Source organism: Caulobacter sp. (assembly GCF_017744445.1).
Lineage (GTDB): Bacteria > Pseudomonadota > Alphaproteobacteria > Caulobacterales > Caulobacteraceae > Caulobacter.
Genome location: NZ_JAGIBH010000005.1, coordinates 363,648 through 386,066, shown reverse-complemented (window position 1 = coordinate 386,066; position 22,419 = coordinate 363,648). Strand labels below are relative to the sequence as shown.

The 22,419-nt window shown below is 67.9% G+C and carries 16 protein-coding genes and 1 pseudogene; 4 read left to right on the top strand and 13 right to left on the bottom strand.

Annotation, left to right across the window (positions count from 1 at the left end; genetic code table 11):
- Positions 1-2 precede the first annotated feature (2 nt).
- A pseudogene (locus J7528_RS09965) lies at positions 3-74 on the top strand (hypothetical protein); the annotation flags it as partial.
- Between the two features lie 50 nt (positions 75-124).
- Here the strand turns inward: J7528_RS09965 and J7528_RS09960 are convergent.
- Positions 125-1,453, bottom strand: coding sequence for an oligogalacturonate lyase family protein (locus J7528_RS09960; RefSeq protein ID WP_291873470.1), 1,329 nt, complete (start codon positions 1,451-1,453; stop codon positions 125-127).
- Entirely contained in the window at positions 1,450-3,357 is a 1,908-nt protein-coding gene (locus tag J7528_RS09955) for a rhamnogalacturonan lyase (protein ID WP_291873468.1), read from the bottom strand. Before J7528_RS09955 ends, J7528_RS09960 begins: the two co-directional genes overlap by 4 nt.
- Positions 3,358-3,690: 333 nt before the next feature.
- Here J7528_RS09955 and J7528_RS09950 point away from each other — a divergent pair, with 333 nt between their 5' ends.
- Positions 3,691-7,323 carry a TonB-dependent receptor gene (locus tag J7528_RS09950; RefSeq protein ID WP_291873465.1) on the top strand — a complete coding sequence of 1,211 codons (3,633 nt, stop codon included), beginning with the start codon at positions 3,691-3,693 and terminating at the stop codon, positions 7,321-7,323.
- A 53-nt stretch (positions 7,324-7,376) separates the two neighbouring features.
- Positions 7,377-10,022 carry a Tat pathway signal sequence domain protein gene (locus J7528_RS09945; protein WP_291873462.1) on the top strand — a complete coding sequence of 882 codons (2,646 nt, stop codon included), beginning with the start codon at positions 7,377-7,379 and terminating at the stop codon, positions 10,020-10,022.
- On the opposite strand, the gene J7528_RS09940 is transcribed toward J7528_RS09945, so the two are convergent.
- The 6 genes from J7528_RS09940 to J7528_RS09915 form a co-directional block, all read right to left on the bottom strand.
- Positions 10,002-10,688 (bottom strand): DUF6250 domain-containing protein, encoded by a 687-nt coding sequence (locus tag J7528_RS09940; RefSeq protein WP_291873459.1) that lies wholly within the window; start codon positions 10,686-10,688, stop codon positions 10,002-10,004. The two genes, J7528_RS09945 and J7528_RS09940, sit on opposite strands and share 21 nt — an antisense overlap.
- Positions 10,685-12,067, bottom strand: a complete 1,383-nt coding sequence (locus J7528_RS09935) for a glycosyl hydrolase family 28 protein (RefSeq protein ID WP_291873458.1) — start codon at positions 12,065-12,067, stop codon at positions 10,685-10,687. The genes J7528_RS09940 and J7528_RS09935 overlap by 4 nt, the downstream gene beginning before the upstream one ends.
- Positions 12,064-13,020, bottom strand: a complete 957-nt coding sequence (locus J7528_RS09930) for an alpha/beta hydrolase (RefSeq protein ID WP_291873456.1) — start codon at positions 13,018-13,020, stop codon at positions 12,064-12,066. Before J7528_RS09930 ends, J7528_RS09935 begins: the two co-directional genes overlap by 4 nt.
- A complete protein-coding gene (locus J7528_RS09925; protein WP_291873453.1) occupies positions 13,010-14,233 on the bottom strand; it encodes a rhamnogalacturonan acetylesterase in 1,224 nt (407 codons plus the stop codon). Before J7528_RS09925 ends, J7528_RS09930 begins: the two co-directional genes overlap by 11 nt.
- 99 nt (positions 14,234-14,332) lie before the next feature.
- Positions 14,333-15,325: a flippase-like domain-containing protein gene (locus tag J7528_RS09920; protein ID WP_291873451.1), complete on the bottom strand. Its 993-nt coding sequence runs from the start codon at positions 15,323-15,325 to the stop codon at positions 14,333-14,335.
- Positions 15,322-16,524 (bottom strand): glycosyltransferase family 1 protein, encoded by a 1,203-nt coding sequence (locus tag J7528_RS09915; protein WP_291873448.1) that lies wholly within the window; start codon positions 16,522-16,524, stop codon positions 15,322-15,324. Before J7528_RS09915 ends, J7528_RS09920 begins: the two co-directional genes overlap by 4 nt.
- 385 nt (positions 16,525-16,909) lie before the next feature.
- Between J7528_RS09915 and J7528_RS09910 the strand changes: the two genes are divergently transcribed.
- Positions 16,910-17,674, top strand: a complete 765-nt coding sequence (locus tag J7528_RS09910) for an NTP transferase domain-containing protein (RefSeq protein ID WP_291873446.1) — start codon at positions 16,910-16,912, stop codon at positions 17,672-17,674.
- An 81-nt stretch (positions 17,675-17,755) separates the two neighbouring features.
- Here J7528_RS09910 and J7528_RS09905 read toward each other — a convergent pair whose 3' ends face one another.
- From J7528_RS09905 to J7528_RS09885, 5 genes are read right to left on the bottom strand one after another with little or no spacing between them, the layout of a single operon-like run.
- On the bottom strand, positions 17,756-18,613 hold the full coding sequence (locus J7528_RS09905) for a nucleotidyltransferase family protein (protein WP_291873444.1): 858 nt from the start codon (positions 18,611-18,613) through the stop codon (positions 17,756-17,758).
- Positions 18,517-19,671, bottom strand: coding sequence for a ceramide synthase (gene bcerS / locus J7528_RS09900; protein ID WP_291873443.1), 1,155 nt, complete (start codon positions 19,669-19,671; stop codon positions 18,517-18,519). Before bcerS ends, J7528_RS09905 begins: the two co-directional genes overlap by 97 nt.
- On the bottom strand, positions 19,671-20,732 hold the full coding sequence (locus tag J7528_RS09895) for an LptF/LptG family permease (protein ID WP_291873441.1): 1,062 nt from the start codon (positions 20,730-20,732) through the stop codon (positions 19,671-19,673). The genes bcerS and J7528_RS09895 overlap by 1 nt, the downstream gene beginning before the upstream one ends.
- Complete coding sequence (locus tag J7528_RS09890; RefSeq protein WP_291873438.1) at positions 20,729-21,949, bottom strand: LptF/LptG family permease; 1,221 nt, start codon at positions 21,947-21,949, stop codon at positions 20,729-20,731. Before J7528_RS09890 ends, J7528_RS09895 begins: the two co-directional genes overlap by 4 nt.
- Positions 21,946-22,383: an HIT family protein gene (locus J7528_RS09885; RefSeq protein WP_291873436.1), complete on the bottom strand. Its 438-nt coding sequence runs from the start codon at positions 22,381-22,383 to the stop codon at positions 21,946-21,948. Before J7528_RS09885 ends, J7528_RS09890 begins: the two co-directional genes overlap by 4 nt.
- Between the last annotated feature and the right edge of the window lie 36 nt (positions 22,384-22,419).

The window sequence follows — 22,419 nt, the reverse complement described above, 5'->3', positions numbered from 1 at the left end:
GTCATCCCGGCCGTAGCGAAGCGGAGAGCCGGGACCCAGGGGCAACCGCGCTGCGCCGGCCCCTGGGTCCCGGATAGCCTCTGCGAGGCTTCCGGGATGACGATTTTGAGTAGGAGGTTGAGCGCTAGGGCTGCGCCTTCGCCACCTCCACCGCATAGATCTGGCTCTGGCCGTGCATGTTCGAGCGGAACACCAGCCACTTGTTGTCCGGCGTGAAGTTCACGTTCGGCTCCAGGCGATAGTCATGCTCGCGCATGTCGACCAGGCGCTCGGAGTCCAGCACCCCCGGAGCGATCAGGTGCTCGGCCCCCGGCGCGTGGATGCCCGCCACGTCCGGTACGGTGCGGGGCTTCAAGAGCACGATCCATTTGCCGTCCGGCGCATGGGCGACCATCTCGCTGTCGCCGCCGTCGCCGGCGAACAGCTTGCCATCCGACGAGCTATTGAAGTGCACCGACCAGTCGTTGCGCTGGACGTGCATCCAGTTGCGCTTGCCGGTGGCGATGTCATAGCCGGCGACCCAGAAGTCCTCGCCGCGCGGGGTTTGCAGATCGTACCAGACGGTCTTGCCGTCGGCGCTGAACCATTCGTGGCCCGCGATCTCCATGTTCATGGTGCGGGTGTGGATCTTGACCGGCTGATCGCCGGCCTTGTCGGTCCGGATCAGCCACAGACGGTCGACCTTGTGCCAGGGACCCTCGTGGCAGAACATCAGCAGGCCCGGATCGGTCGGCGAGAACTGCAGGTGGTTCAGCCAGTCGGTGGCCTGGTGGACAACCTTGCGCTCGCCGGTGACCGTGTTGATCGTGAAGATCTCCATAGGGATGCGGCTGTCCAGGCGAGCGTTCAGCTGCACTTCGCGCCCCTCGGCATAGGACAGCTCCTTGCCGTCGGCGCTCTTCACGTCGTCGGGGTTCTTGGGCAGGGCGTCCATCATGTTCGGCGGGATCGGCACGTCGTTGCGCACCACCACGCCGGCTAGCAGGGTCTCGTCGGCATTGATGGTCTGCAGGGAGCCGCGATCCATCTTGGCGACCTCGCGGACGGCCTTGGTGTAGGGATCGACCGCCATCACGGCCTTGGGGCCGCCGGGGTTATCGGTCAGCGACTTCTCGTAATAGACCGAGCCGGTCTTGCGGCCGACATACAGCAGCCGGACCTTGCCCTCGACGATCTTGGTCAGGGCGCGGGTCTTCAAGTCCATGGCGACGATGCCGGTGGGCGTGGCGAAGACCAGCCGATCGCCCTTGGGCGTATAGCCGTTGTAGTTGAAGTACAGGCTGGAGCTGCCGGGCTCGCGCGACAGGCGGACGATCCGGTGGCCGGTGGTCTTGTCCACCCACTCCAGCGGCGGCTCGGGCGCGCCGGGCTTGCCCAGGGTCATGACGTCCTGGGCGCTCGCGGGACCAACCAGGAGGAGGGCGGCCAGACCGCCGATGACGAACGACTTCATTGCGAGGCTTTCCGGGTGACGATGGCCGTGGGCTTGGGCGACTTCATGCCTTCGCCCAGGTGGAAGCTGGTGTGCGGCGGCTGATTGTAGGCGGTGTTCTGCCAGGCGATCGAGACGCGGTACTGCGGGTCGTGCATCAGGGTCACCAGCCGGCGGTCGGTCGGGTAGGGCGTGGCGTAGATCCGCAACGACCGGTTGTCCTCGGCTCGCCAGATCACCTCCTCGCGCCAGTCGCCCAGCAGGTCGGCCGACAGGGGCGGGGTGGCCTTGGTCCCGTTGTTCGAGGTCATGCCTTCGGCGGTCAGCAGGGGCGTGGCCTGGCCGGTCTTCCAGTCCCACTTGCTGATCTGGTTCTTGTCCAGCAGCTCGCGCAGGTCGTCGCCGTCCCACCAGATCGCGAAGTTGGTCTGGCGCGGATGTTTCACGCCGTCGATGGCCTTGCCCTGGGCGGTGTAGAGCGCTTCTTGGTTCGTGCCCCAGGCCTCGTCGCCGGGGAAGCGCGGGTCGATGTCGGCGGCCAGCCCGCGGCCGGTGTCCTTGTCGGTGGGCGTGCTCCACAGGACCTTGCCGGTCTTGGCGTCCAGCATGGCCGCGCCGATGCCGCCGTTCATGCGGGGGCTCTCGTGGACGCCGAACTTCTCCAGGCCCGGATGAGTGGGATCCAGGTCGCCGACATGCATGGCGTCGCCATGGAACAGGCGGGCGCTCCACAGGCCCTTGCCGTTGTCGTCGACGGTCATCGAGCCGTAGACGATCTCGTCGCGGCCGTCGCCATCGACATCGGCGACGCTGAGCTGGTGGTTGCCCTGGCCGCCGAAGGCTTCGTTGCCCGGCGCGGCGCTGTCGAAGAACCAGCGCGGCGTCAGCTTGCCGTCCCGGAAGTCCCAGGCCGCCAGGGTCGAGCGGCCGTAATAGCCGCGGGCCATGACGATGCTGGGGCGCTGACCGTCCAGATAGGCGGTGCCGGCCAGGAAACGGTCGGAGCGGTTGGCGTAGCCGTCGCCCCAGACCTCGGTCATCTGCTCGACGCTGGGCGCATCGGTGCGCGGATCGCGGGGCGGCGCGTAGGGGGCGCTGGCCAGGGCCTTGCCGGTCGCGCCCTCGAAGACGGTCAGATATTCGGGGCCCTTCAGGATACGGCCCTGGACCTTGGCGACGTTGGTCCCGTCCGGTTGGACGAACGCCCCGGTGCGGTCGGCCTGGGGCCGCTCGCCGCCGCTCTCGCGCCAGTCGGCATTGGCGTCGCCCAGCACCTTGCCAGTCCCGTCGATCGTGCCGTCGCTGGTGCGCACGGCGATCTCGGCCTTGCCGTCGCCGTCATAGTCGAACACCTGGAACTGGGTGTAGTGCGCGCCGGCCCGGATGTTCTTGCCCAGGTCGATGCGCCACAGGCGTTTGCCCTCCAGGGTATAGGCGTCGAGATAGGCGTCGCCCGTATAGCCGCCGAAGGCGTTGTCCTTGGAGTTGGTCGGGTCCCACTTCAGGATGACCTCGTAACGGCCGTCGCCGTCCAGGTCGCCGACGCTGGCGTCGTTGGCGGTGTAGGAATAGGCCTCGCCCGTGGGCGTCACGCCGGCGGGCGGCGGATCCAAGGGGATCGACAGGTAGCCGTCGGTCCAGACCTGGGCGGGCCGGCTGGCCGCGCCTTCCTTGCCCTTGGCGACCAGGCGGACCGTGTAGGCGCCCGCGCCGGCGGTCTTGTCGACGAAGTCCGTGCCGCCGGTCAGCGGCTTGGCGTTCAGCTTCGTCCCGTCCTTGTAGAGGTTGAAGGCCGCGCCGGCCGGGTCGTCGCCCAGCAGCCGCCAGCTGACCAACACTCCGCCGCCTTGGGCGGGAACGGCCACCACGCCGCGATCCAGTGATTCCATCCAGCGGGGCGCGGCGTGCGCGGCTCCCGTCGCCATGAGCGCGATCCCGCATGCGGTCGCGACGAGTGTCTTCTTCCTCGGAGTCATAGACGCGCCCTCCCTGAAAGGCCTTACGCGATCCCGGGCCGCGTGCGGCGGCTTCTCTAGAATCCACGCCCGCGAAGGGCGCGTCAGGATCGCTGAGGTTACATCACGAAACCTCCGTTATGTCTTCCCACAAATTGCGTTGACATCTCAACATATGGCACTACGGTATTTGTACTAATAATGCGTCGTCGTGTCCGGTTCGGATCCCTCGGGTCCGTCGCGGTTCGGGAGGCGTGCGGAGCCGCGTGGGGACGGGGTTCCGGCCATACAGGGAGGGACTTCATGCAGCTCATCAGGGCTCGCCGCCGCGCGGCCGCCGCCACCGTATCAATCCTGGCCTTGAGCGCTGGCCTCGCCATGAGCCAGCCGGCCCTGGCGCAATCCTCGGCGCCTGCCAACACCGCCGCCGAGGACAACACCGTCGAGGTGATCGTCGTCGGGGCCCGCGCCTCGCAACAGTCGTCGATCCAGCGCAAGAAGCGCAGCAAGACGGCCCAGGACTCGATCGTCGCCGACGACGTCGGCTCGTTCCCGGACAGCAACGTCAACGAAGCCATGTCGCGCATCGCCGGCGTGGCCATCGAGCGTAACGGCTTCGGCGAAGGCGACGGCTTCGCCATTCGCGGCAACGGCGCCGACCTGACCCGCGTCGAGCTGGACGGCCTGGGCGTCGCGGCCTCGGGCTTCAGCCTCGCGGCCGGCGCCGGCGATGGTCGCTCGGCCGACATGCGCGAACTGCCCGCCGAGATGATCAAGAGCCTGGACGTCATCAAGGGCCAGACGGCCGACATGACGCCTGGCGGCCTGGGGGCCACGGTGCAGATCCAGACCCGCACGGGCCTGGACTTCAAGAAGCCCTTCATCTCGGTGCGCGGCGCGGCCGCCGGTAACACCCTCTCGAAGAAGTACGGCCCGGAGATCGGCGTCGTGGCCACGCGCAAGTTCTTCGACGACCGCCTGGGCGTGATGGGCAACATCAATTCGACCAAGCGCTACAACGACAGCCACGCGCTCAATAGCGCTGGTTCGAACAACCAGCAGGGCTATACGCGCTTCGCCGACTTCGACAATTCGCCCGACAAGACCTGGGCCTTCAATCCCGCGGCGACCAATGGTCCCGACGCCAGCACGCCGGTCGGCACGTGGGCCCTGGCTAGCGGTTCGGGCAATTTCAACGCCCCGACGCCGCTGGACATCGTCACCAAGTCGGCCAACGCCAAGACCAAGGCCGACTGTCTGGCCGCGTTCCCGCTGCTGACCGACGCCCAGCTGAACACCATCTCGGCCGGGACCAACAACGCCAACCGCCAGGCGGCCCAGGCGGCGATGATCAACTCGCAGATCAGCTGTCTGAACCAGTGGAACGACTACACGCCCAACCTGATCCGGGATCAGAACTGGTCACAGTACGAAAAGCGCCTGGAGTGGGACCTGCGCCTGGACTACCGCGTCACCGACAACCTGACGATCTTCGGCAAGTACCAGGTCGCCAATCGCAGTCAGCACGAGGACAACCGCCAGCGCACGCGCGGCGGCATCACCTCGCTGGGCGTGGCCACGGCCAACCAGGTGACCTCGCCGCTGGTCACCAACACCTTCTATCCGACCGGCACGATCAACCCGCTCTCGGCGGTCGCCGGCTCGGGCTACTACATCTACAACGGCGGCGTCCCGACCGGGGTATTGGCGCTCGACACCACGCCGGGCACGGTGGTCACCAACAACTCGTTCCCGACCTACGGCATCGCCGCCAACATCATCCCGGGCTCGATCAAGGTCGACAGCGCCCACCACCTGACCTCGTTCGACATCACCAACGCCGCCGTCGGCATCGACCACATCGAGAACACCCAGGACTGGAAGACCAACTACCTGACCTACGGCGCCGACTACGACCGCGGCCCGATCCATGCTGAGTTCCGCGGCGGCCGCACCGAGGCGACCTACAGCCGCTACGACCGCCGTTTCGCGCGCAGCTACACCTACGGCAACGCCACCATGACGGCGTTGGAGAACGGCATCTGGGATATCAAGACGCCGGCCGGCTACGACGAAACCAACATGACGAACTTCGTGCAGATGCTGGCGCCGACCGCGCCGGGCATGGCCAGCTACAGCGCCCTGTCGCGTCTGCAGTGGAACCCGCGGATCGTCGAGAGCGGCGAGGATCAGTACAAGCTGGACGTCAGCTACCTGACCGACGGCAAGATCCCATTCTTCACCCGCTTCAAGATCGGCGGCTTCTATCGCGAGGCCAACACCAACTCGTGGGGCGCCGGCGGCTACACGCCCTCGGCCGGGGTGTTCGTCCCGACCATGGCGCTGCGCAGCGACGTCCGCGCCTGCGAAAACCTGCCGACGACGACGGCGGCGAATGCCTGCGTCTACGGCTATGCGCCCAACCCGACGACCGGCAACACCTTCCTGTACGGCATCGAGACCGTGCCGCAGGCCAAGCTGATCTCGATCTTCCAGAACAGCCTGCAGGATAACTCCGGCGCCTTCATGAAGGGCTATGAAGGCACCAAGGGCCTGACGGTCTGGGACAGCATCGATGTGCCCAAGGCCTTCAGCGAACTGGCCAGCGCTGCGAACTACAACTTCAGCTGCGTGAAGTCGTGCAAGGGCAGCGACGGCCAGACCTACGACCAGCCGGTCAACAAGGCGCTGGAGAAGTATACATCCTGGTACTGGATGGCCGAGTTCGAGCAGCAGCTGCCGCTGAACATGGAGCTGAACGGCAACCTGGGCATGCGCATGCTGAAGACCCAGGTCTCGGGCTCGGGCTATGTGGGCCTGACCTATACGCTGAAGACCCCGGCCTTCAACGCGGCCGACCCGACCAATCCGTTGGGCTTCACCAGCGCGACCTTCACCAAGCCGGTCAGCATCAACCGCGAATATACGGGCTGGATGCCAGCCTATAACGCGGCCCTGTGGACGATCCCGGACAAGCTGGTGATCCGTTACTCTTGGGCCAAGACCATCGCCCCGCCGCCGCTGAACCGCCTGTTCCCGGCCGGGTCGTGCACCTACGACGAACGCCGCGAAGGCTTCCAGGACAGCGACGGCAGCGAGCAGGACATGGCCTGCGCCAACACCTTCGGCAATCCGGACCTGAAGCCCTATACGGCGACCAAGAACAACACCTCGATCGAGTGGTACCCGAACCGCGACACCTCGTTCAGCCTGGCCTACTACCGCCAGAAGGTTCGGATCGGCGCGCCCGTCCAGGTGCCGCTGAAGAACGGCAACATCTTCGCCGGCAGCGACGAAGTGGTTCCGGGCACCAACAAGCGCCTGTCCGACTATGAGTTCGGCGTGAACACCTTCATCAACGGTCCGGGCTATGTGCAGTCGGGCTGGGAGTTCGTGGCGCGGACGGCCTTCACCTTCCTGCCGTGGGAGTTCAAGCACACGGGCGTGGACTTCAACATCTCGACCACCAAGTCGGGCACGGCGGCGGCCTATATCGACCCGCTGACCGCGGAGGCGCTGGATCCGGCAGGCCAGTCCAAGTACTTCGCCAACCTGGTGCTGTGGTACGACGATGACGTCACCAAGATCCGGATCGCCTACCAGACCCGCGATCGGGTGCTGACCTGCATCTCGCCGTGCAACAACACCTCGTCCTCGCCGGTCCGCAACTCGCCGAACACCAATGTCGGCAACTTCGTGGGCTTCCCGTACAATCCGGGCGAGCCGCTCTATTCGGAAAAGTACGAGTACCTGGACGCCAAGATCTCGCGGAAGATCAATCCGAACCTCGAGATCTACGCCGAAGGCCGCAACCTGCTGAACGCCGCGCGTCTCAGCGTCGGCTCCGAGCGGGCCGGCTTCGCCAACGCCCCGAACCCGTGGTCGGTGCAGTTCGGCGGCGCGCGTTTCGCGGTCGGCTTCGTCTACAAGAACTAGGTCAGGGAGTAAGTGGCGTGACGGTATCGCGACGGGGTTTGCTGGGTTCGAGTTTGGTAATCCCTGTCGCGGCGCTGGCCGGCGGAGGCGTGGCGCGGGCCGCAAAGCCCGCGCCGGCCTCGGCCGACTTCCACTGGCTGAGCGACGCTCCGCCGACCGCGCCCGGCGCGGCGGTCTGGGGCGCGCCCTGGCCACGGGGGGCGGTCAAGCCCAAGACGACCCTGACGGCGATCGGCGCCGACGGCCAGGCTCTGCCTTTGCAGACCTGGCCTTTGGCCTATTGGCCCGATGGTTCGCTGAAGTGGACCGGTCACGCGCTGGCGGGCTCCGCCAAGGGCTTCCAGCTCACGCCGGGAAAACCCGTCGCGCCGGCCAAGTCTGTCCAGGTGCGCGAGACGGCTGAACGGATCGAGGTCGTCGCCGGCGAGTTCGTCTGCCGGTTCGCACGGATGGGCGGAGCGCTGATCGAGAGTGTCAGCCTGGCCGGCCGCGAGACCCTGCGCGGCGGCCGTCTGGTCGCCCTGAACCAGAACATCCCTCCCGGCGACCTGTCGCCGCGCGAGACCCAGGTCTTCGACGGCGTGATCGACGCGGTCACCGTCGAGCAGCGCGGCCCCGTGCGGGCGGTGGTTCGCTTCGAGGGCAAGCATCGCGGCGCGGGCCGCGACTGGCTGCCGTTCACCGTTCGCGTCGCGGTCGACGCCGACGGGCGGCTGGCCCTGACTCACAGCTTCGCGTTCGACGGCGACGGTAACAAGGACTTCATCGCCGGCCTGGGGATCCGCTTCGACGTCCCGCTGACCGACGAGCTGCACAACCGCCATGTCCGCTTCGCCGGGGAAGGCGAGGGGATGTGGGGCGAGGCCGTTCGCAACATCCCCGGCTGGCAGCCGACCAAGTTCGCCCTGGCGGGGAAGTTCCAGGACCAGCTGCGCGGCGAGCGCGTGCCGGACCTAGCCGCGATGGACGCCAAGACCCGCGACCAGCTGCTGACCGTGCCCGTCTGGAATGGCTACCGCCTGTTCCAGGGCGACGCCGACGCCTTCGCGATCGACAAGAGGACCAGCACCAAGAGCAGATGGCTGCGCGCCGACCATGGCGGCCGCGCGCCGGGCCTGGGTTATGTGGGCGGCGTCTCGGGCGGGGTCGCTTTCGGCCTGCGCCACTTCTGGCAGCGCCATCCGACGGGGCTGGAGATCGATGGCGCGACGACCGACGCCGCCACCGTGACCCTGTGGCTGTGGTCGCCGCAGGCTGGCCCGATGGATCTGCGCCACTACAGCGACAAGGCTCACGGCCTGGAGATCCAGTACGAGGACGTCGAGGAAGGCCACAGCACGCCGTTGGGCGTCGCTCGCACCAACCAGGTCTTCCTGTGGCCCATGGCCGCCACGCCGACGCGCGAGACGCTGTCGGGCATGGCCAAGGCGACCACCGATCCGGCTCTGCCGGTCGCAACTCCGGCCTACTATCGGAGCGTCGGCGCGTTCGGCGGCGTCTTCACCCCGGTCGACACCTCGACGCCGGTGAAGGCCAAGCTGGAGGCCGCCCACGAGCGTCTGCTGGGCTTCTACAAGAAGGAGATCGAGCAGCGCCGCTGGTACGGGTTCTGGGACCACGGCGACGTGATGCACAGCTATGACCAGGACCGGCACGTCTGGCGCTACGACGTCGGCGGCTATGCGTGGGCCAACAGCGAGCTGGTCCCGGACCTGTGGCTGTGGACCGCCTTCATGCGCACCGGCCGCGCCGACGTCTTCCGAATGGCCGAGGCCATGACCCGTCACACTGGCGAGGTCGACGTCCACCACCTGGGTCCGCTCAAGGGGCTGGGCTCGCGGCACAATGTCAGCCACTGGGGCGACGGGGCCAAGGAGGCGCGGATCAGCCAGTCGCTGCTGCGTCGCCACTACTACTACCTGACCGCCGACGAGCGGACCGGCGACCTGATGGCCGATCTCTATGACGGCGACCATGCGCTGTTGGCCGTCAACCCGGTGCGCAAGGTCGCGGCCAAGACCAACTATCCGACCCAGGCCCGCAGCGGCCCGGACTGGTTCGCCTTCGCCAGCAACTGGCTGGTGGCCTGGGAGCGGACCGGCGACACGAAATGGCGGGACAAGATCGTCAAGGGCCTGGACGCCATCGCGGCCTCGTCGCACGGCATGTTCACCGGTCCGCCGTTCGGCTACGACCCAGCCACGGCGACCCTGTACGATCTCGGCAGCGCCTTCACGACCAGCTACCACCTGGTGACGATCATGGGCGGGGCTGAGTTCGTGTTCGAGCTGGACGGGCTGATCGACGATCCGGCCTGGAGCAAGGCCTGGGTCCGCTTCTGCGCCTACTACAACGCGCCCTTGGCCGAGCGGCAGGCGGCGCTGGGACCGGCAGCGATCGACCGTCACTTCGCCTATCCGGTCTGGCACGCGCGCCTGACGGCCTGGGCGGCGGTGAAGCTGAAGGATCCGGTGCTGGCCAAGCGGGCCTGGACGGAGTTCCTGGCCAAGACCAAGACCGGCCAGGAAAACAGCCCCGAGCCGATCACCCGCGTGACCGGGCCGTCGGTGCTGAACCCGATCGACGAGATGGAAGGCGTCTCGACCAACCAGTCGGCCCAGTGGGCGCTGAACCTGTTCGAGCTGCTGGCCCTTGTCGGCCACGCCGCGCCCGACAGCCTACCGGCCGGTTGGGAGTAGGCTGAAGACCTCGAACTGGCGGACCCGCAGATGGCTCTGCGTGGTCCGCAAGCCGAACCGGCCGCGCGTGTAGGGCTGCGGATCCTGGTGCTCGAACAGTCGCCGGCCGTCGCTCCAGTATTCGATGCGCTGATCGTCGGCGATCAGCTGCACGTTAGTCCAGCGGTTGGGCGTCAGCAGCTCGTCGGCGGCTGAATGATCGTGCTGCGGCAGCATCGGCCTGTCGCCGGCGCGGCCGACATAACGCCGGAAGCGGGTGCTGGTGTTCGAATTGCCGCCTTGACCCACATAGTAGGTCTTCAGCGTGTCGTAGTCGGCGAAGGCGCCCGAGCGCGGACGGTCCAGCGGCGAACCGCCATCGGCCTCGCGCGCCATCCAGAAGCAATTGAGGTCGCTGACCCGGTCCAGGGGGCCACCCTCCGACACCGCCTGGGCCTGGTAGGTGATCGCCACGGGGCCGATCAGCTCGGGCTTGAACCAGGCGGTGAAGCCAGCCGGGGCGACGATGTCGAGCACGCCGTCCTTGGTCGTCACGGTCGCCGGTTTCTCGGCCTCGATCGTCCAGTGCTTCAGGTCGCGGAATTCGTCGGCGTGCAAGCGCTTGCCCTGGCCCGCGAAGGGCGTGGCGGCCAGGCCGGCGAGCAGGGCGCGGCGATCCAGGATCATGCGTCGATCTCGCGGACGTTCTCGAAGCGGCGCTCGGGGCGGGCGTCCGGGGTCGTGGTTTCGATGACCAGGTTGTCGATCCTGAGGCCGTCCACGTGCCGCGCCCACAGGCCGTGGGCCGGGGAGGGGCCGAACATGCTGGGCTCGGGATAGGCTTCGGGCAGGTCGCCCGGCCGTCGCTCGGCCCACTCAGCCGGGCCGCCGCCGCGGTAGGACAGGCGGATGTTCGACAGGGTGACGTCCTGGATCGGCGAGTCCGGTAGACCCGCGATCGTGGCGGCGTAGTCGGGCAGGACATCGAACGCCTCGATGTCGCGCAGCACGATGTTGCGCATGGCCCCCAGCGGCGTGCCCTCGGGTCCGCGGCGTCGATCACCGACGCGCAGGAAGATCGGGGCGGTGGTCACCTCCTGCAGGTGCAGGCGCTCGCAGGTGATATTCTCCATCGTCCCACCGTCCACGACCTCCAGGGCCAAGCCTCGTGAGCGAACGAAGCGGCAGTCGCGGATCGTCACGTCCTTGAAGCCGCCGTTTGACTCCGTGCCCAGCTTGATGCGGCCGGTGACGCGGTCCTGATCGGGCGAGACCAGCTGGGTCCGGCCGAAGGTCCCGTCCAGCATTGTGCCGGGATCGAAGCCGCTGACCTCGCAGTGCTCGACGACGACGTCCTGGGTCGGGATCAGCTCGCCCAGGGCCAGCGAGCTCTTCAGCACGATGGCGTCGTCGTTGGGCGTGTTCACGCGGCAGCCGCTGACCAGCACGCGGCGGCAGGTGTCGATGTCCAGCCCGTCGCGATTGGTGTCGACGATCAGGTCGCGCAGGACCAGGTCCTCGCAGCCGGTGGCCAGCACCGCGAAATGGCCGCCCTGGAAGATCGTCAGGCCCTCGATCCGCACCCGTTTGGCGCGCTTGAGGGCAATGGCCTTGTTGCCCTGGCCCGCCATGGCCTCGACTTGCGGCGACAGCTCGGCCATCGCCTCGGCCGAGAGACCGGCCATGCTGAGCGGGAATTCGCCGGCCTGCTTCTTCCAGCGCGAGCCGGGGCCTTCGCGGGTCAGGCCGGCGCCGTCGATGCAGCCGGGACCCAGGATGGCGACCTCCTCGACGTCCTCCCCCCAGATCAGGCTGTTGCGCCAGTGGCTGTGTCCGAAGTCCTGCCACAGGTCGTGCGGATTGGGCTCGGCGGCGTCATAGCTCCCACCGTGCAGGGTCGGATCGGCGGCCTCCAGCACGCAGCCTTCTTCCAGCCTCAAGGTCACGCCGCTGAGCAGGCGGATCGAGAACGACAGGTGCCGGCCGGCGGGCAGCACGACCTCGCCGCCGCCTCGCGCGTGGGCGTGGAGGATTGCGGCGTTGATCGTGTCGGTCGCCAGCGTCACGCGTAGAGGCCGTGGCGCTTGAAGAAGGCGTCCAGGGCCAGGGCGACTGGCGCAATCTGGCCGCTGCGATCCTTGAGTCCGAAGCCGTGACCGCCGACCTCTTGCAGGTGCATCTCTACCGGGACCTTCTTGGCGCGTAGGGCTTGCCACATCAGCATGCTGTTCTCGACCGGCACGGTCTTGTCGTCCGCCGCCGCGGCGATGAAGGTCGGCGGCGTGTCTCCCGGCGTGTTCAGCTCGACCGAGATCGCCTGGCGTTGAGCGTCCGTCGGGTTCGCGCCCAGAAGCTGTTTCAGCGACTGCCCGTGGGCGTAGGGCGCCGTCCCCGTGATCACTGGATAGAACAGGCCCGCCGCGAACGGCCGAGTTGGCAACTTATCGGCCTCGTCGATCGGGGCGTAGGTCTCACGGGCGAACTGCGTCGCCAGGCGAGCGGCGACGTGGCCGCCGGCCGAAAAACCGATGGCCGCCACCTTAGCCGGATCGACGCCCAGCGACGGCGCGCGGGCGCGGATCAGGCGCATCGCTCTTTGGGCGTCCTGCAAGGCGACGTCGGGGCCGGCCGCCCAGCCGTCGGCGGGCAGGCGGTAGTCCATGACGAAGGCGGTGATCCCCAGGCTTGCCAGCCAAGCGTCGATCGAGCCGCCTTTCTTGCCCACGGCCACGCGCACATAGCCGCCGCCGGGGATCATCAGCACCGCCGCGCCGTTCGGCTTGGCCGGGCGGCGCATGGTCAGCCAGGGCTTGGTCACGTTCAGGAAGGCGGTGTCATTCGGATCGCCGCCCGGCGTGCGCAGGATCACGCTCTCGGTGACGGTGACCCTTTCGCCGCCGGGCGCTGCGCCGGGCCACAGGTCGACGGTCTCGACGGAAGTCTCGGCGGTTCTCGCCAGAGCTGGGGTCGCCGCGAGGCTGGCGGCGAGACCCAGCAGGGTGCGGCGATCAGTTTCCACGGGGGATTTCCTGGCTGGACGCGGCGCTGGCGGGCACGGCGAAGGTCTCGGGCGAGGGCGGTTTGGCCGGATCGAAGGCTGGCAGGTCCGCCGCGAGGTGGGCGGCCAGGTCGGCCACATTGGCCCGGATGCCTTCGACCACGCAGCGCGCCAGCTGATAGGCGCCGTAATTGTTGTGGTGGGTGGCGTCCTTGCCGCCGTCGTTGAAGGCCTTCCAGGCGTTGTCTGGGCCGAGCGCCTCGTAGAAGGCCGCGCTCATCGTGTGCAGGTCGATCAGCGGCACGCCCAGAGCCTGGGCCGTCTCGCGCACCGCCTGCGGATAGTCGCCGTGGGTGTTCACGATCTTGCCGGCTTCATCGAACTTGCGCCGGTGCATGGAGGTGACCAGCACCGGCGTCGCGCCGCGCAGGCGCGCCTCGCCGACATAGGCGCGCAGATAGTCGCGATAGGTGGTGGCGGCCTCGACATAGGTCTGGGGCCATTGCTGCTTCTGATCGTTGTGGCCGAACTGGATCAGCAGCCAGTCGCCGCGTTTGATCTTGCTGAGAATCTTGTCGAAGCGCCGCTCGACCAGGAACGCCTTGAGCGTCTCGCCCGACTCGGCCTGGTTGGAGACTGACAGGTCGGGCTTGAAGAAGCGCGGCAGCATCTGGCCCCAGCCGGCGGCGGGTTCGAAGCGCTGGTCGGTGACGGTGGAGTCGCCGGCCAAGAATACGGTCGGGACCGTGACGGCCTCGATCTTCAACCGGCGCACGGCGGCGGTGGGACCGCAGAACTCCAGGGTCAGCTTGTCGTCCCAGTCGTAGCTGCCGTCCTCGCGGGCGTTCAGGGCCACGCGCTTGCCACCGGGGGCGTTGGGCGGCGGCGGGGCCAGCTCGGGCCGGCGGACATTGACGACGATTTCCCTCGTCTCGCTCTTGCGGGCGCCGACGCGGACGGTCTCCAGCATCAGGCGTCGGGATTCGGCCTTGACCGTGGTCTCGGACGCCTTGTCGCCGCCTAAGTCCAGGGTGACGCGATAGTCGCCCTCAGGGACCCTCACTGAGAACAAGCGGCCCGGACCCGGCTCGAAGCCGTGACCGACGGCGGGATCGTAAGCTCCGATGGATGTCGTTGTGAAATCGAAGGCCCACACGGGGGCGTCCTCCCTGGCGAGCGCGGCGCTCGGCGCGAGAACGAGGCCAGCCAGCAGCGTGCGCCGATCCAGGATCATGCCGCCTCCCTATCGCGTGCAAAGTCCGGGCACTTTGGTAGCGCTGCTAGGCGATGGGTTCAATGTCAAAATGCAGGATAGTGTCCCGCAATGTAGGATTTATGCGCTTGCCGGTTCTGGGGCCTGTGTGGGCGTCTCGGGCTTGGTCATGCGCCAAAGCACCAGGCCGATACCGCCCAGGGTCAGCTCGCGCAGGCGGCGCAGCAGCGACAGGGCCAGGGCCTGATCGGGCTGCAGGCCCATGGCGCCGCCCAGCAGCAGGTAGCCGCCTTCCTGCACGCCCAGGGCGCCGGGGATGGCGAAGCCGACCACTTTGGCCGTCTGGGCCAGGCCCTCGACGATCAGGGCCTGCAGCAGGGTGGGGTTCAAGCCCAAGGCCCACATCGAGATATAGGTCTCGAACGCGCCGGCGATCCAGGCGGCCATATGCCAGGCCCAGGAGGCGAACAGGTTCTTGCGCTGGCGGCCGATGCCTCGGAAAGCTTCGCCCAGCGCGCCGACCTGGCCGGCCACGGCGGTCCAGCGCTGCGAGAACTGGCCCAGCCGCCGGCCAACCCCGGCCCGATGGGCGACATAGGCGCTGACGGCGATGGCCGCGACGATGCCGACCAGGGCCAGGCCCGCCTGGGCCAGGCGCGGGTCGTGCAGGGTGACCATGGCGACGATCAGGCTGGTCAGGACGAACAGCACTAGACCTGCCGTGCCGGCCAGCACATCGACGATGCAGCTGGCGGTGGCCTCGGCCAGGGTCAGGCCGTTACGGGCCGACAGCTTGGCCCGCACGACATCGCCGCCAACCTGGGCGACGGGCAGCAGGGCGTTGACGGCTTCCTTGATGAAGCGGACGCGGAACAGGAACGACAGCGGCGGGCGGCGATCCGGTGGCAGCAGCACCTGCCAGCTGACCGTGGCCAGGAAGGTCACGGGTAAGTGGGCGGCGATGACGATCAAGGCCTGCCAGCCGACTTGGGCCAGGATCTCGCGCACCGCGCCGACGCCGTGGGTGGCCAGCATGACCGCCAGCAACCCGACGCCGATCGTCAGCAGCCAACCCCTGAGCGGTGAGGCCTTCTTCGCCGCCTCTGCCGTCATGCCGCCGAGCGCGCCCGCAACGTCGGGGCGGCGCCCAGATCACGATAGACGTCCAGCACCGCGGCGCAGATGGCGTTCCAGTCGTAGCGGGCGCTGGAGACGCGAGCGGCGCGGCCCAGGCGCAGGCGGCGCATCGGCTCGTTGACGAGGGCCAAGATCGCGGCGGCATAGGCTTGCGCGTCCGCGCGCGGGACCAGTACGCCGTCTTGGCCGTTGGCGACCAGGGCGCTGGTGCTAGGCGCGCGGGGGCACAACACGGCCAGGCCAGCCGCCATGCCTTCCAGGGTGGCGTTGCCGAAGGCCTCGGTCAGGCTGGGGTTAAACAGGATATCGGCGCTGGAGACCGCGCGGCCCAGGCCCTCGCCGTCCAGGTGGCCGGTGAAGATGGCTTCGGGCAGGCGCTCTTCCAGGAAGCTCCGAGCCGGGCCCTCGCCGATGATCAGCGGGCGGATCGGCTGGCCGCGCAGGCGCGTCAGGGTCTCGGCCAGGACGTCCAGGCCCTTTTCCATGACCAGGCGACCCAGGAAGGCGACGACGATCTCGTTGTCGGCGATCCCCTGCGCGCGGCGCCACTCGGCGTCGCGGCGGGCGGGGGCGAAGCGGTCGCGGTCGACGCCACGACCCCAGACGGCCACGCGCTCGCCCAGCCCTTGCTCGCGCAGCAGGTCGGCGATCGGAGCGTTGGGCGCGAGTACACGATCACAGCCGCGATAGAAGCCGTCCAGATAACGCTCGGCGCGGGGGCGCAGCCAGTCGAGGCCATAGTACGAGAGATAGGTCTCGAACCGCGTGTGCAGGCTGGCCACCAGCGGCAGGCCCTGGCGGCGCGCCCACTTGCCGGCCTGGGCGCCCAGGATGTCGGGGGCCGAGAGGTGGACGGCGGTCGGCTGGAACTGGGCGAGATCCGCGCGCAGGGCGCGGTTCAGGCCCAGGGCCAGGCGGTATTCGCCGCGACCAGGGATCGCCACCGACGGAGCCGAGACCAGTTGGCCGGCGGGCTCGAAGGCCGGCGTGTCGGTGGTGGGCGAGTAGACACGCACTTCCGCGCCCTGGCTGATCAGATAGGCCGAGAGGCGGTTGAGGGCCTGGTTGGAACCGTCTCGCGTGTAGTTGTAGTTCCCGGAAAACAACGCCAGGCGCAGGCCTTGGGCCGGTTTTTCCTCAGTAAACTGACGAATGGATCTTTCCGCGAGCAGCACGACGCCTCCGTTGGTTACGCTCCGAGGCCCCCGCCCAATCCTCCGTATGACAATGGGCATATGGTGGAATGGTTCAGTTTCCGGAAGGGGCGCTTCTGTCGGAGAGCGGACAATCTTCAGGTCAAGCTGAACCCAAGCTGAACCATGAGGCGTGTGAAAGGACGGCTGGCGGAACCGGGCCTCACCGTCACCCGTTGGACGCGGTTTTGGAAAAAGAGCGGGCAGGGGTTGCGCCGCGACGTCATGACAGGCTTCTGGCGGGCCGATCGCACTTGCCGTGGGGCGGGTTCGTGCTCAGTTATGCGCCCGTGGCCGCAGGCTCGCGGTCCAACGATTCCTAAGAGGGGCGAAGACAGCCCCGATCCAGCGAGATTTGTAAAACGTCATGCAGCCGGTCAAGACTCTCATCCTCAGCGCCGGTCAGGGCAAGCGCCTGTCGCCCCTGACGGACGACCGGCCCAAGTGCCTGGTCGAGCTGGCCGGCCGCACGGTGCTGGAATGGCAGCTGCGCCACCTGCATCAGGCGGGCGTGACCGAGGCTGTGGTGGTGACCGGCTTCCGCGCCGACCTGGTCGAGGCCGAGGTCGCGCGCCTGGAGCTGCCGGGCATGACCATCCGCACGCTCTACAACCCGTTCTACAGCGTGACCGATAACCTCGCGACCTGCTGGCTGGCGCGTGAAGAGATGCGCGGCGGGCCGTTCATGATCCTCAATGGCGACACCCTGTTCGAGCCGGGCATCGCTGAACGCCTGATCAGCGCCCCGGACGCGCCGATCACCGTGACGGTCGACCGCAAGGACGACGGCGTCTACGACAGCGACGACATGAAGGTGCTGACCGACGGCGACGCTCTGCGCGCCATCGGCAAGACGATCACCGAGTATGACGCCGAGTCCATCGGCTTCCTGCGCTTCAACGAAGAAGGCTCCAAACTGTTCGTCGAGACGCTGGAAAGCATCATGCGCACGCCGGAAGGCCTGAAGCGCTGGTATCTCAGCGTCATCAACGAGGTCGCCCAGAAGCACGACGTCGTGCGCGTGCGCTCGATCCAGGGTCTGGAATGGTCCGAAATGGATTTCCCGGCGGACCTCGTCCACAACCGCGCCCTGACGGCGCAGTGGGCCGAGAAAGAAGCGATCTCCGCTTAATCCCAAATCCGACTGTCCCCGCGAAAGCGGGGACCCAAGCGGCGCCTCAGTATGGATCCCCGCTTTCGCGGGGATGCTCGGCTATTGGGAAATGGTCTCTCCGACCAATTCTCTGACCAGATCCAGGTCCGAAGGCTTATCCACGTCCACCGCCGCTAGGCCATCGTGCGCCCGTACGGCGGCGGCCTTCACGCCCGCCAGCTTGCCCAGCTTCAGCACGGCTTGGTCCAGAGTCAGCCAGTTCAGCAGGTAGCGGATCAGGAAGGATGGCCCCAGCATGGCGGCGATCTTCCAGGGCTGTTTGCGCAGCGCCTCGACCTTGCGCCAGGTCTCGACCACGCGCAGCGCGTTCTCGTTGCGCAGCAGGAAAAGGTTGCAGCCCGAATAGCGGCCGTCCTGGAAACGCAGATAGGTCCGCTTGGTCTGAGGGGCGGCCGCCTGGACGCGTTCTTCCGGGGCCAGCAGCACGGCGACGTCGGCCCAGTCGGGGCAGTCGGCCAGGAAGCTGGTGATCCATTCGGGCTTGAGCAGCGCATGGTCGACCGTGGTCACCACCAGCGGGAAGCCCAACTGGTGAGCGGCGTTCTCGACGCTCTGGCTAGGACCCGAAGCGGTGGGCAGGATGACGACGCCGGCGTCGGCTAGGCGGGCCTTGATCGCATCGTCATTGGCCGCGACGCCGATCGTCTCCGGACCCGCCGCGCGGACGGCGTCCAGCACCCGGTCCAGCAAGGTCCGGCCCTCCACGGTGATCAGGCCCTTGTGGCTGACCCCGGCATAGGCGGCGGCCGGATCGACCTCGCCGCCGCGCGAGCCGGCCAGGATCAGGGCCTTGAAGGGAGTCAAAGCGCCTTCTCGTAGATGCGGTAGGTCTTGTAATGCGTGCCGCCGACGTTCTCGGCGATGTGGCACATGGCCTTGTTGTCCTCGAGGACCCACGAGATTTCGTAGCGGTTATAGCCCAGGCTCATCGCCATATCGCGGCTGGCCTTCATCATCCAGAACGGCAGCATGCGGCCGCGCTGGGTGTTGGCGAACTTCTTCTTCACGCCCATCAGCGGGATGCGGGCCGACTTCACGCCCTTGACCTTCAGACGCCACAACAGCTTGGCCCAGCCGAACGGCAGCAGCTTGCCCTTCAGGTCGGCGATGGCCTCGTTGACGTTGGGCAGGAAGACCACGACGCCGGCGGCTTCGCCGTCGATCTCGGCGAACCAGATCAGGCGCTTGTCGATCACCTGCTTCAGCGCCTTACCCAGCTGGGCGGTCTCGGCCTCGGTGGTGGCGGTGAAGCCCCAGTTTTCCTTCCAGGCGTCGTTGAGGATGTCCGTCAGCGTCCGGACCTCCTCGTCGTAGCGCTTCATATCCAGCTGGCGCAGGACCACGCCCTCGGGCAGGCCGCGCTTGACGCGGCGGCGGGCGACCTCGGGAATGTCGCCGTCTTCGCCAGCGCGATAGGCGAAGACGTCCTTGGCCTTGGCGTAGCCCTGTTCCTCGACGCGCTTGCCGGTATAGGCCGGGTCATGGCCCATCAGGATCATCGGCGGGGTGTCGAAGCCTTCGACCAGCAGGCCGACCTCTTCGTTGATCGACAGGTTGAACGGGCCGACCACGTGGGTGCGGCCGCGAGCGCGCAGCCAGTCCTCGGCGGCGCGGAACAGCACCTGGAAGATCGCCCCGTCGTCCTCGGCGGCGATCATGCCGAAGTGGCCGTCCAGACGGCCCGGCGTCGGCTGCGGCGTCAGCTGGTCGATCTGGGCGCTGATCCGGCCCACGTCACGGCCGCCGCGCGTGGCCAGGAACAGCTGGACCTCGGCATGGGCGAAGAACGGGTTGGTCTTGGGCGTCAGGGCCTCGGTGCGCTCCATGAACAGCGGCGTGATCCAGTTGGGATCCCTGGCGTTCAGGCGGGCGGGCAGGGCGATGAAGCGCTTCAGTTCGTCCGGAGTCTGGACGGGGATGACCTGCAGGTCGGCGTTCGCGGAGTCGAAAGGCATCACCCCTCCAGGGCAAGGAATGTGCGAATGGCGAGGGCGCCGAAGATCGCGGGGGCGGCCCAGACGGCCAGGATCGGGGAGAGCGAGCCGGACTCGCCCAAGGCGGTCAGCATGCCGTTGGCCACCAGGAAGATCAGGCCGGCGGCCAGGCCGCCGGTCAGCAGGACCGCGCCTTGGCCGCTGCGGAAATTGGCCAGGGCGACGGGCGCGCTTAGCAGCAGCATGACCAGCGATACGAACGGGCCAGCGAAGGCGGCCTGCAGGTGGGTGGCGTAGAAGCTTTCCGGTCGGTCCGAGGCGCCGTTCTGCAGGGCGCGCTGGGCCGAGGCGGCGGTGGGCACGGCGTCGTCGCCGAACAGGCTCTGGACGTCGCGGGGGCGGAGGCCGCTGGGCCAGCTGGTCGACGCGGCCGTCGAGGTCTGCGCCAGGTCGCCGGTGAAGCGGGTGGTCTTAGGTTGGTCCAGGGTCCACTTGCCGTTGGCGTAGCGGGCCGTCGGGGCCTCGACCTTCTCCATCAGGATGCCCTTGGCGTCGCGGCGGAAGATGGTGACGCTGGTGATCTCGCGACCGCTGGCCGAGGCGCTGGCTCCGATGACCAGGTCGCCGCCGGCGCGGAAGGTGCGCGGGGCGGGGACCTTGCGCTCGGCGACCGGGGTCGTGTTCTTCCACCAGTCGGCCAGGGCCGGATCGGCGCGCGGGGCCAGGTACTGGCCGCACAGGGCGTCCAGCAGCATCACCGCCACGGCGGCGGGGATGGCCATGCCAACGATGCGATAGCCAGAGATGCCGCTGGCGCGCATGGCCACGACGGCGCTCTCGCGAGCCAGGCCTGAGAAGGCGAACAGGCCGCCGGCCAGGACGGCGATCGGCGCCACCTGCTCGAACAGGCGCGGCAGGCGCATGCCAGCGTAGAAGGCGACGCCCGCCATCCCTAGGCCCCGGTCCAGGATGTCGGAGGTGACATCCAGCAGGTCCAGGACCTGCAGGATGGACATCAGGATCAGGGCCGCGCCGAGGATCCGGGTGGCGACCGTCTTCAGGACGTAGAGCTGCAGTCTCATGCGGCTTGTCGCTTCTTCGGCAGGGGCAGGGCGCGGACGATCTTGGTGACGACCTTGTTGATACGGCGGACCAGGCGCGAGACCGGGGTGTCGCCGGGGCGCGTGCGGCTGCCCACGAACAGCCAGACGGCCAGGGCTGCGAACAGGCTGAAGGGGATCCAGATGGCCGGGAACGGCGCGATCTTGCCGGCCTTGGCCAGGCCCTGGCCCAGCAGCAGCGAGTGCTGGAAGGCCAACAGCAGGATGCCCGCCATCACCAGGCCCGGCGCGCGGTTGCCACGCTTGGAGGCCAGGCCCAGCGGGAAGGCCAGCAGCGGCAGGAACGGCAGGAAGATGGCGCGCGCCCAGCGGCCGTAAAACTCGCCCAGCAGGGTCTCCTTGGAGACCACCGGATTGGGCGAATGCGCCTGCTTGTACAGCTCGCCCAGGGTCAGCTCCCGCTCGTCGCTGCCGCGATCACGCAGCAGCACCGCCGCGGCGGCCAGGGGCGTCTGGGTGGTCAGGCTGGTGAAGGCCAGGTTGCGGTACTGGCCGGCGGCGTCGCGGGCGATGCGGCGGCCGTCCTTCAGGTCCATGGTGATGGTCTTGCCGCCGGCGTCCATCTTCAGGTCGGCCGAGGCGGCGGTGATGATCTCTTCCTGGCCCTTGGCGTCCAGGCGGCGGATGAACACCCGCGTCAGGCGCTGGCCGGCCAGGTCGGCGCTGTCGGCGGTGAGCAGCGAGCCCTTGTCGTCGATGAAGGCCCCGCCGGCCAGGCGTCCGTTCCAGCCGGCGTTGATTGCCGCGTGCATCACGGCGCGATAGGCGTAGCGGCTGTAGGGCTGCATGTAGCCGAATACGCCCACGCTGAAGACGCTGAGGAAGATGGCGACGATGAAGAACGGCGCGGCGATGCGCTCCAGCGACTGGCCGCTGGCCAGCAGGGCGTCGATCTCCGAGCCGTCGGACAGCTTCACGATGACGATGAACAGCGCCACGAAGAACGCGACGGGTAGGGCCAGGCCCAGATAGTGCGGCACCAGGTTGGCGGCCAGCTGGGTGACGTAGCCGAAGCGGGCGCTGCTTTGCGACAGCACGTCCAACAGGCGCAGGACGCGTTCCAGCAGCAAGGCCACGACGGTGACGCCCAGGCAGCCGACCAGCGGCCAGAACAGCAGGCGCAACAGATAGCGGTCGATCAGGCGGATCGGCCCGGCGGTCAGGTCCTTGGCGCTCACGCGGCGGCCCAGGCTTGCGCGAAGTCTTGGGCGAGGCGCTGGACGGCCTCGTCCGACAGGGGCACGGCCGAGCCCAGGGCGGGGGCAGCGGGCCAACCGGCGTCAGGGAACGATTGACCATCATGCTCGCGAACGCCTTCGTAGCGCGGAAGCACGTGGAAATGGACGTCTTTGTCGACCATCATCAGCATGAGGTAATTGATCTTCTGGTAGGCGATCTTGGCTTTCAGAAGGCGCTCGATCCCGGCCACCGCGACCTGCAGGTCGGCGAAGGCGGCGGGACTCACGTCGGAGAAGGCCTGGACAGCTTCCTTGCACACAAGGACCAAAGACCCAAATGTCGGTTGCTTCGGACGAACCAGAATCAGCCAGTGATCGGTCTCCGCGACCTTCGAAGCGGGATAGCCGAACGCCAGGGCGGTGGGATTGGTCATGAGAAAGCCGGAACTTCAGGCGATATCACCTGCGCG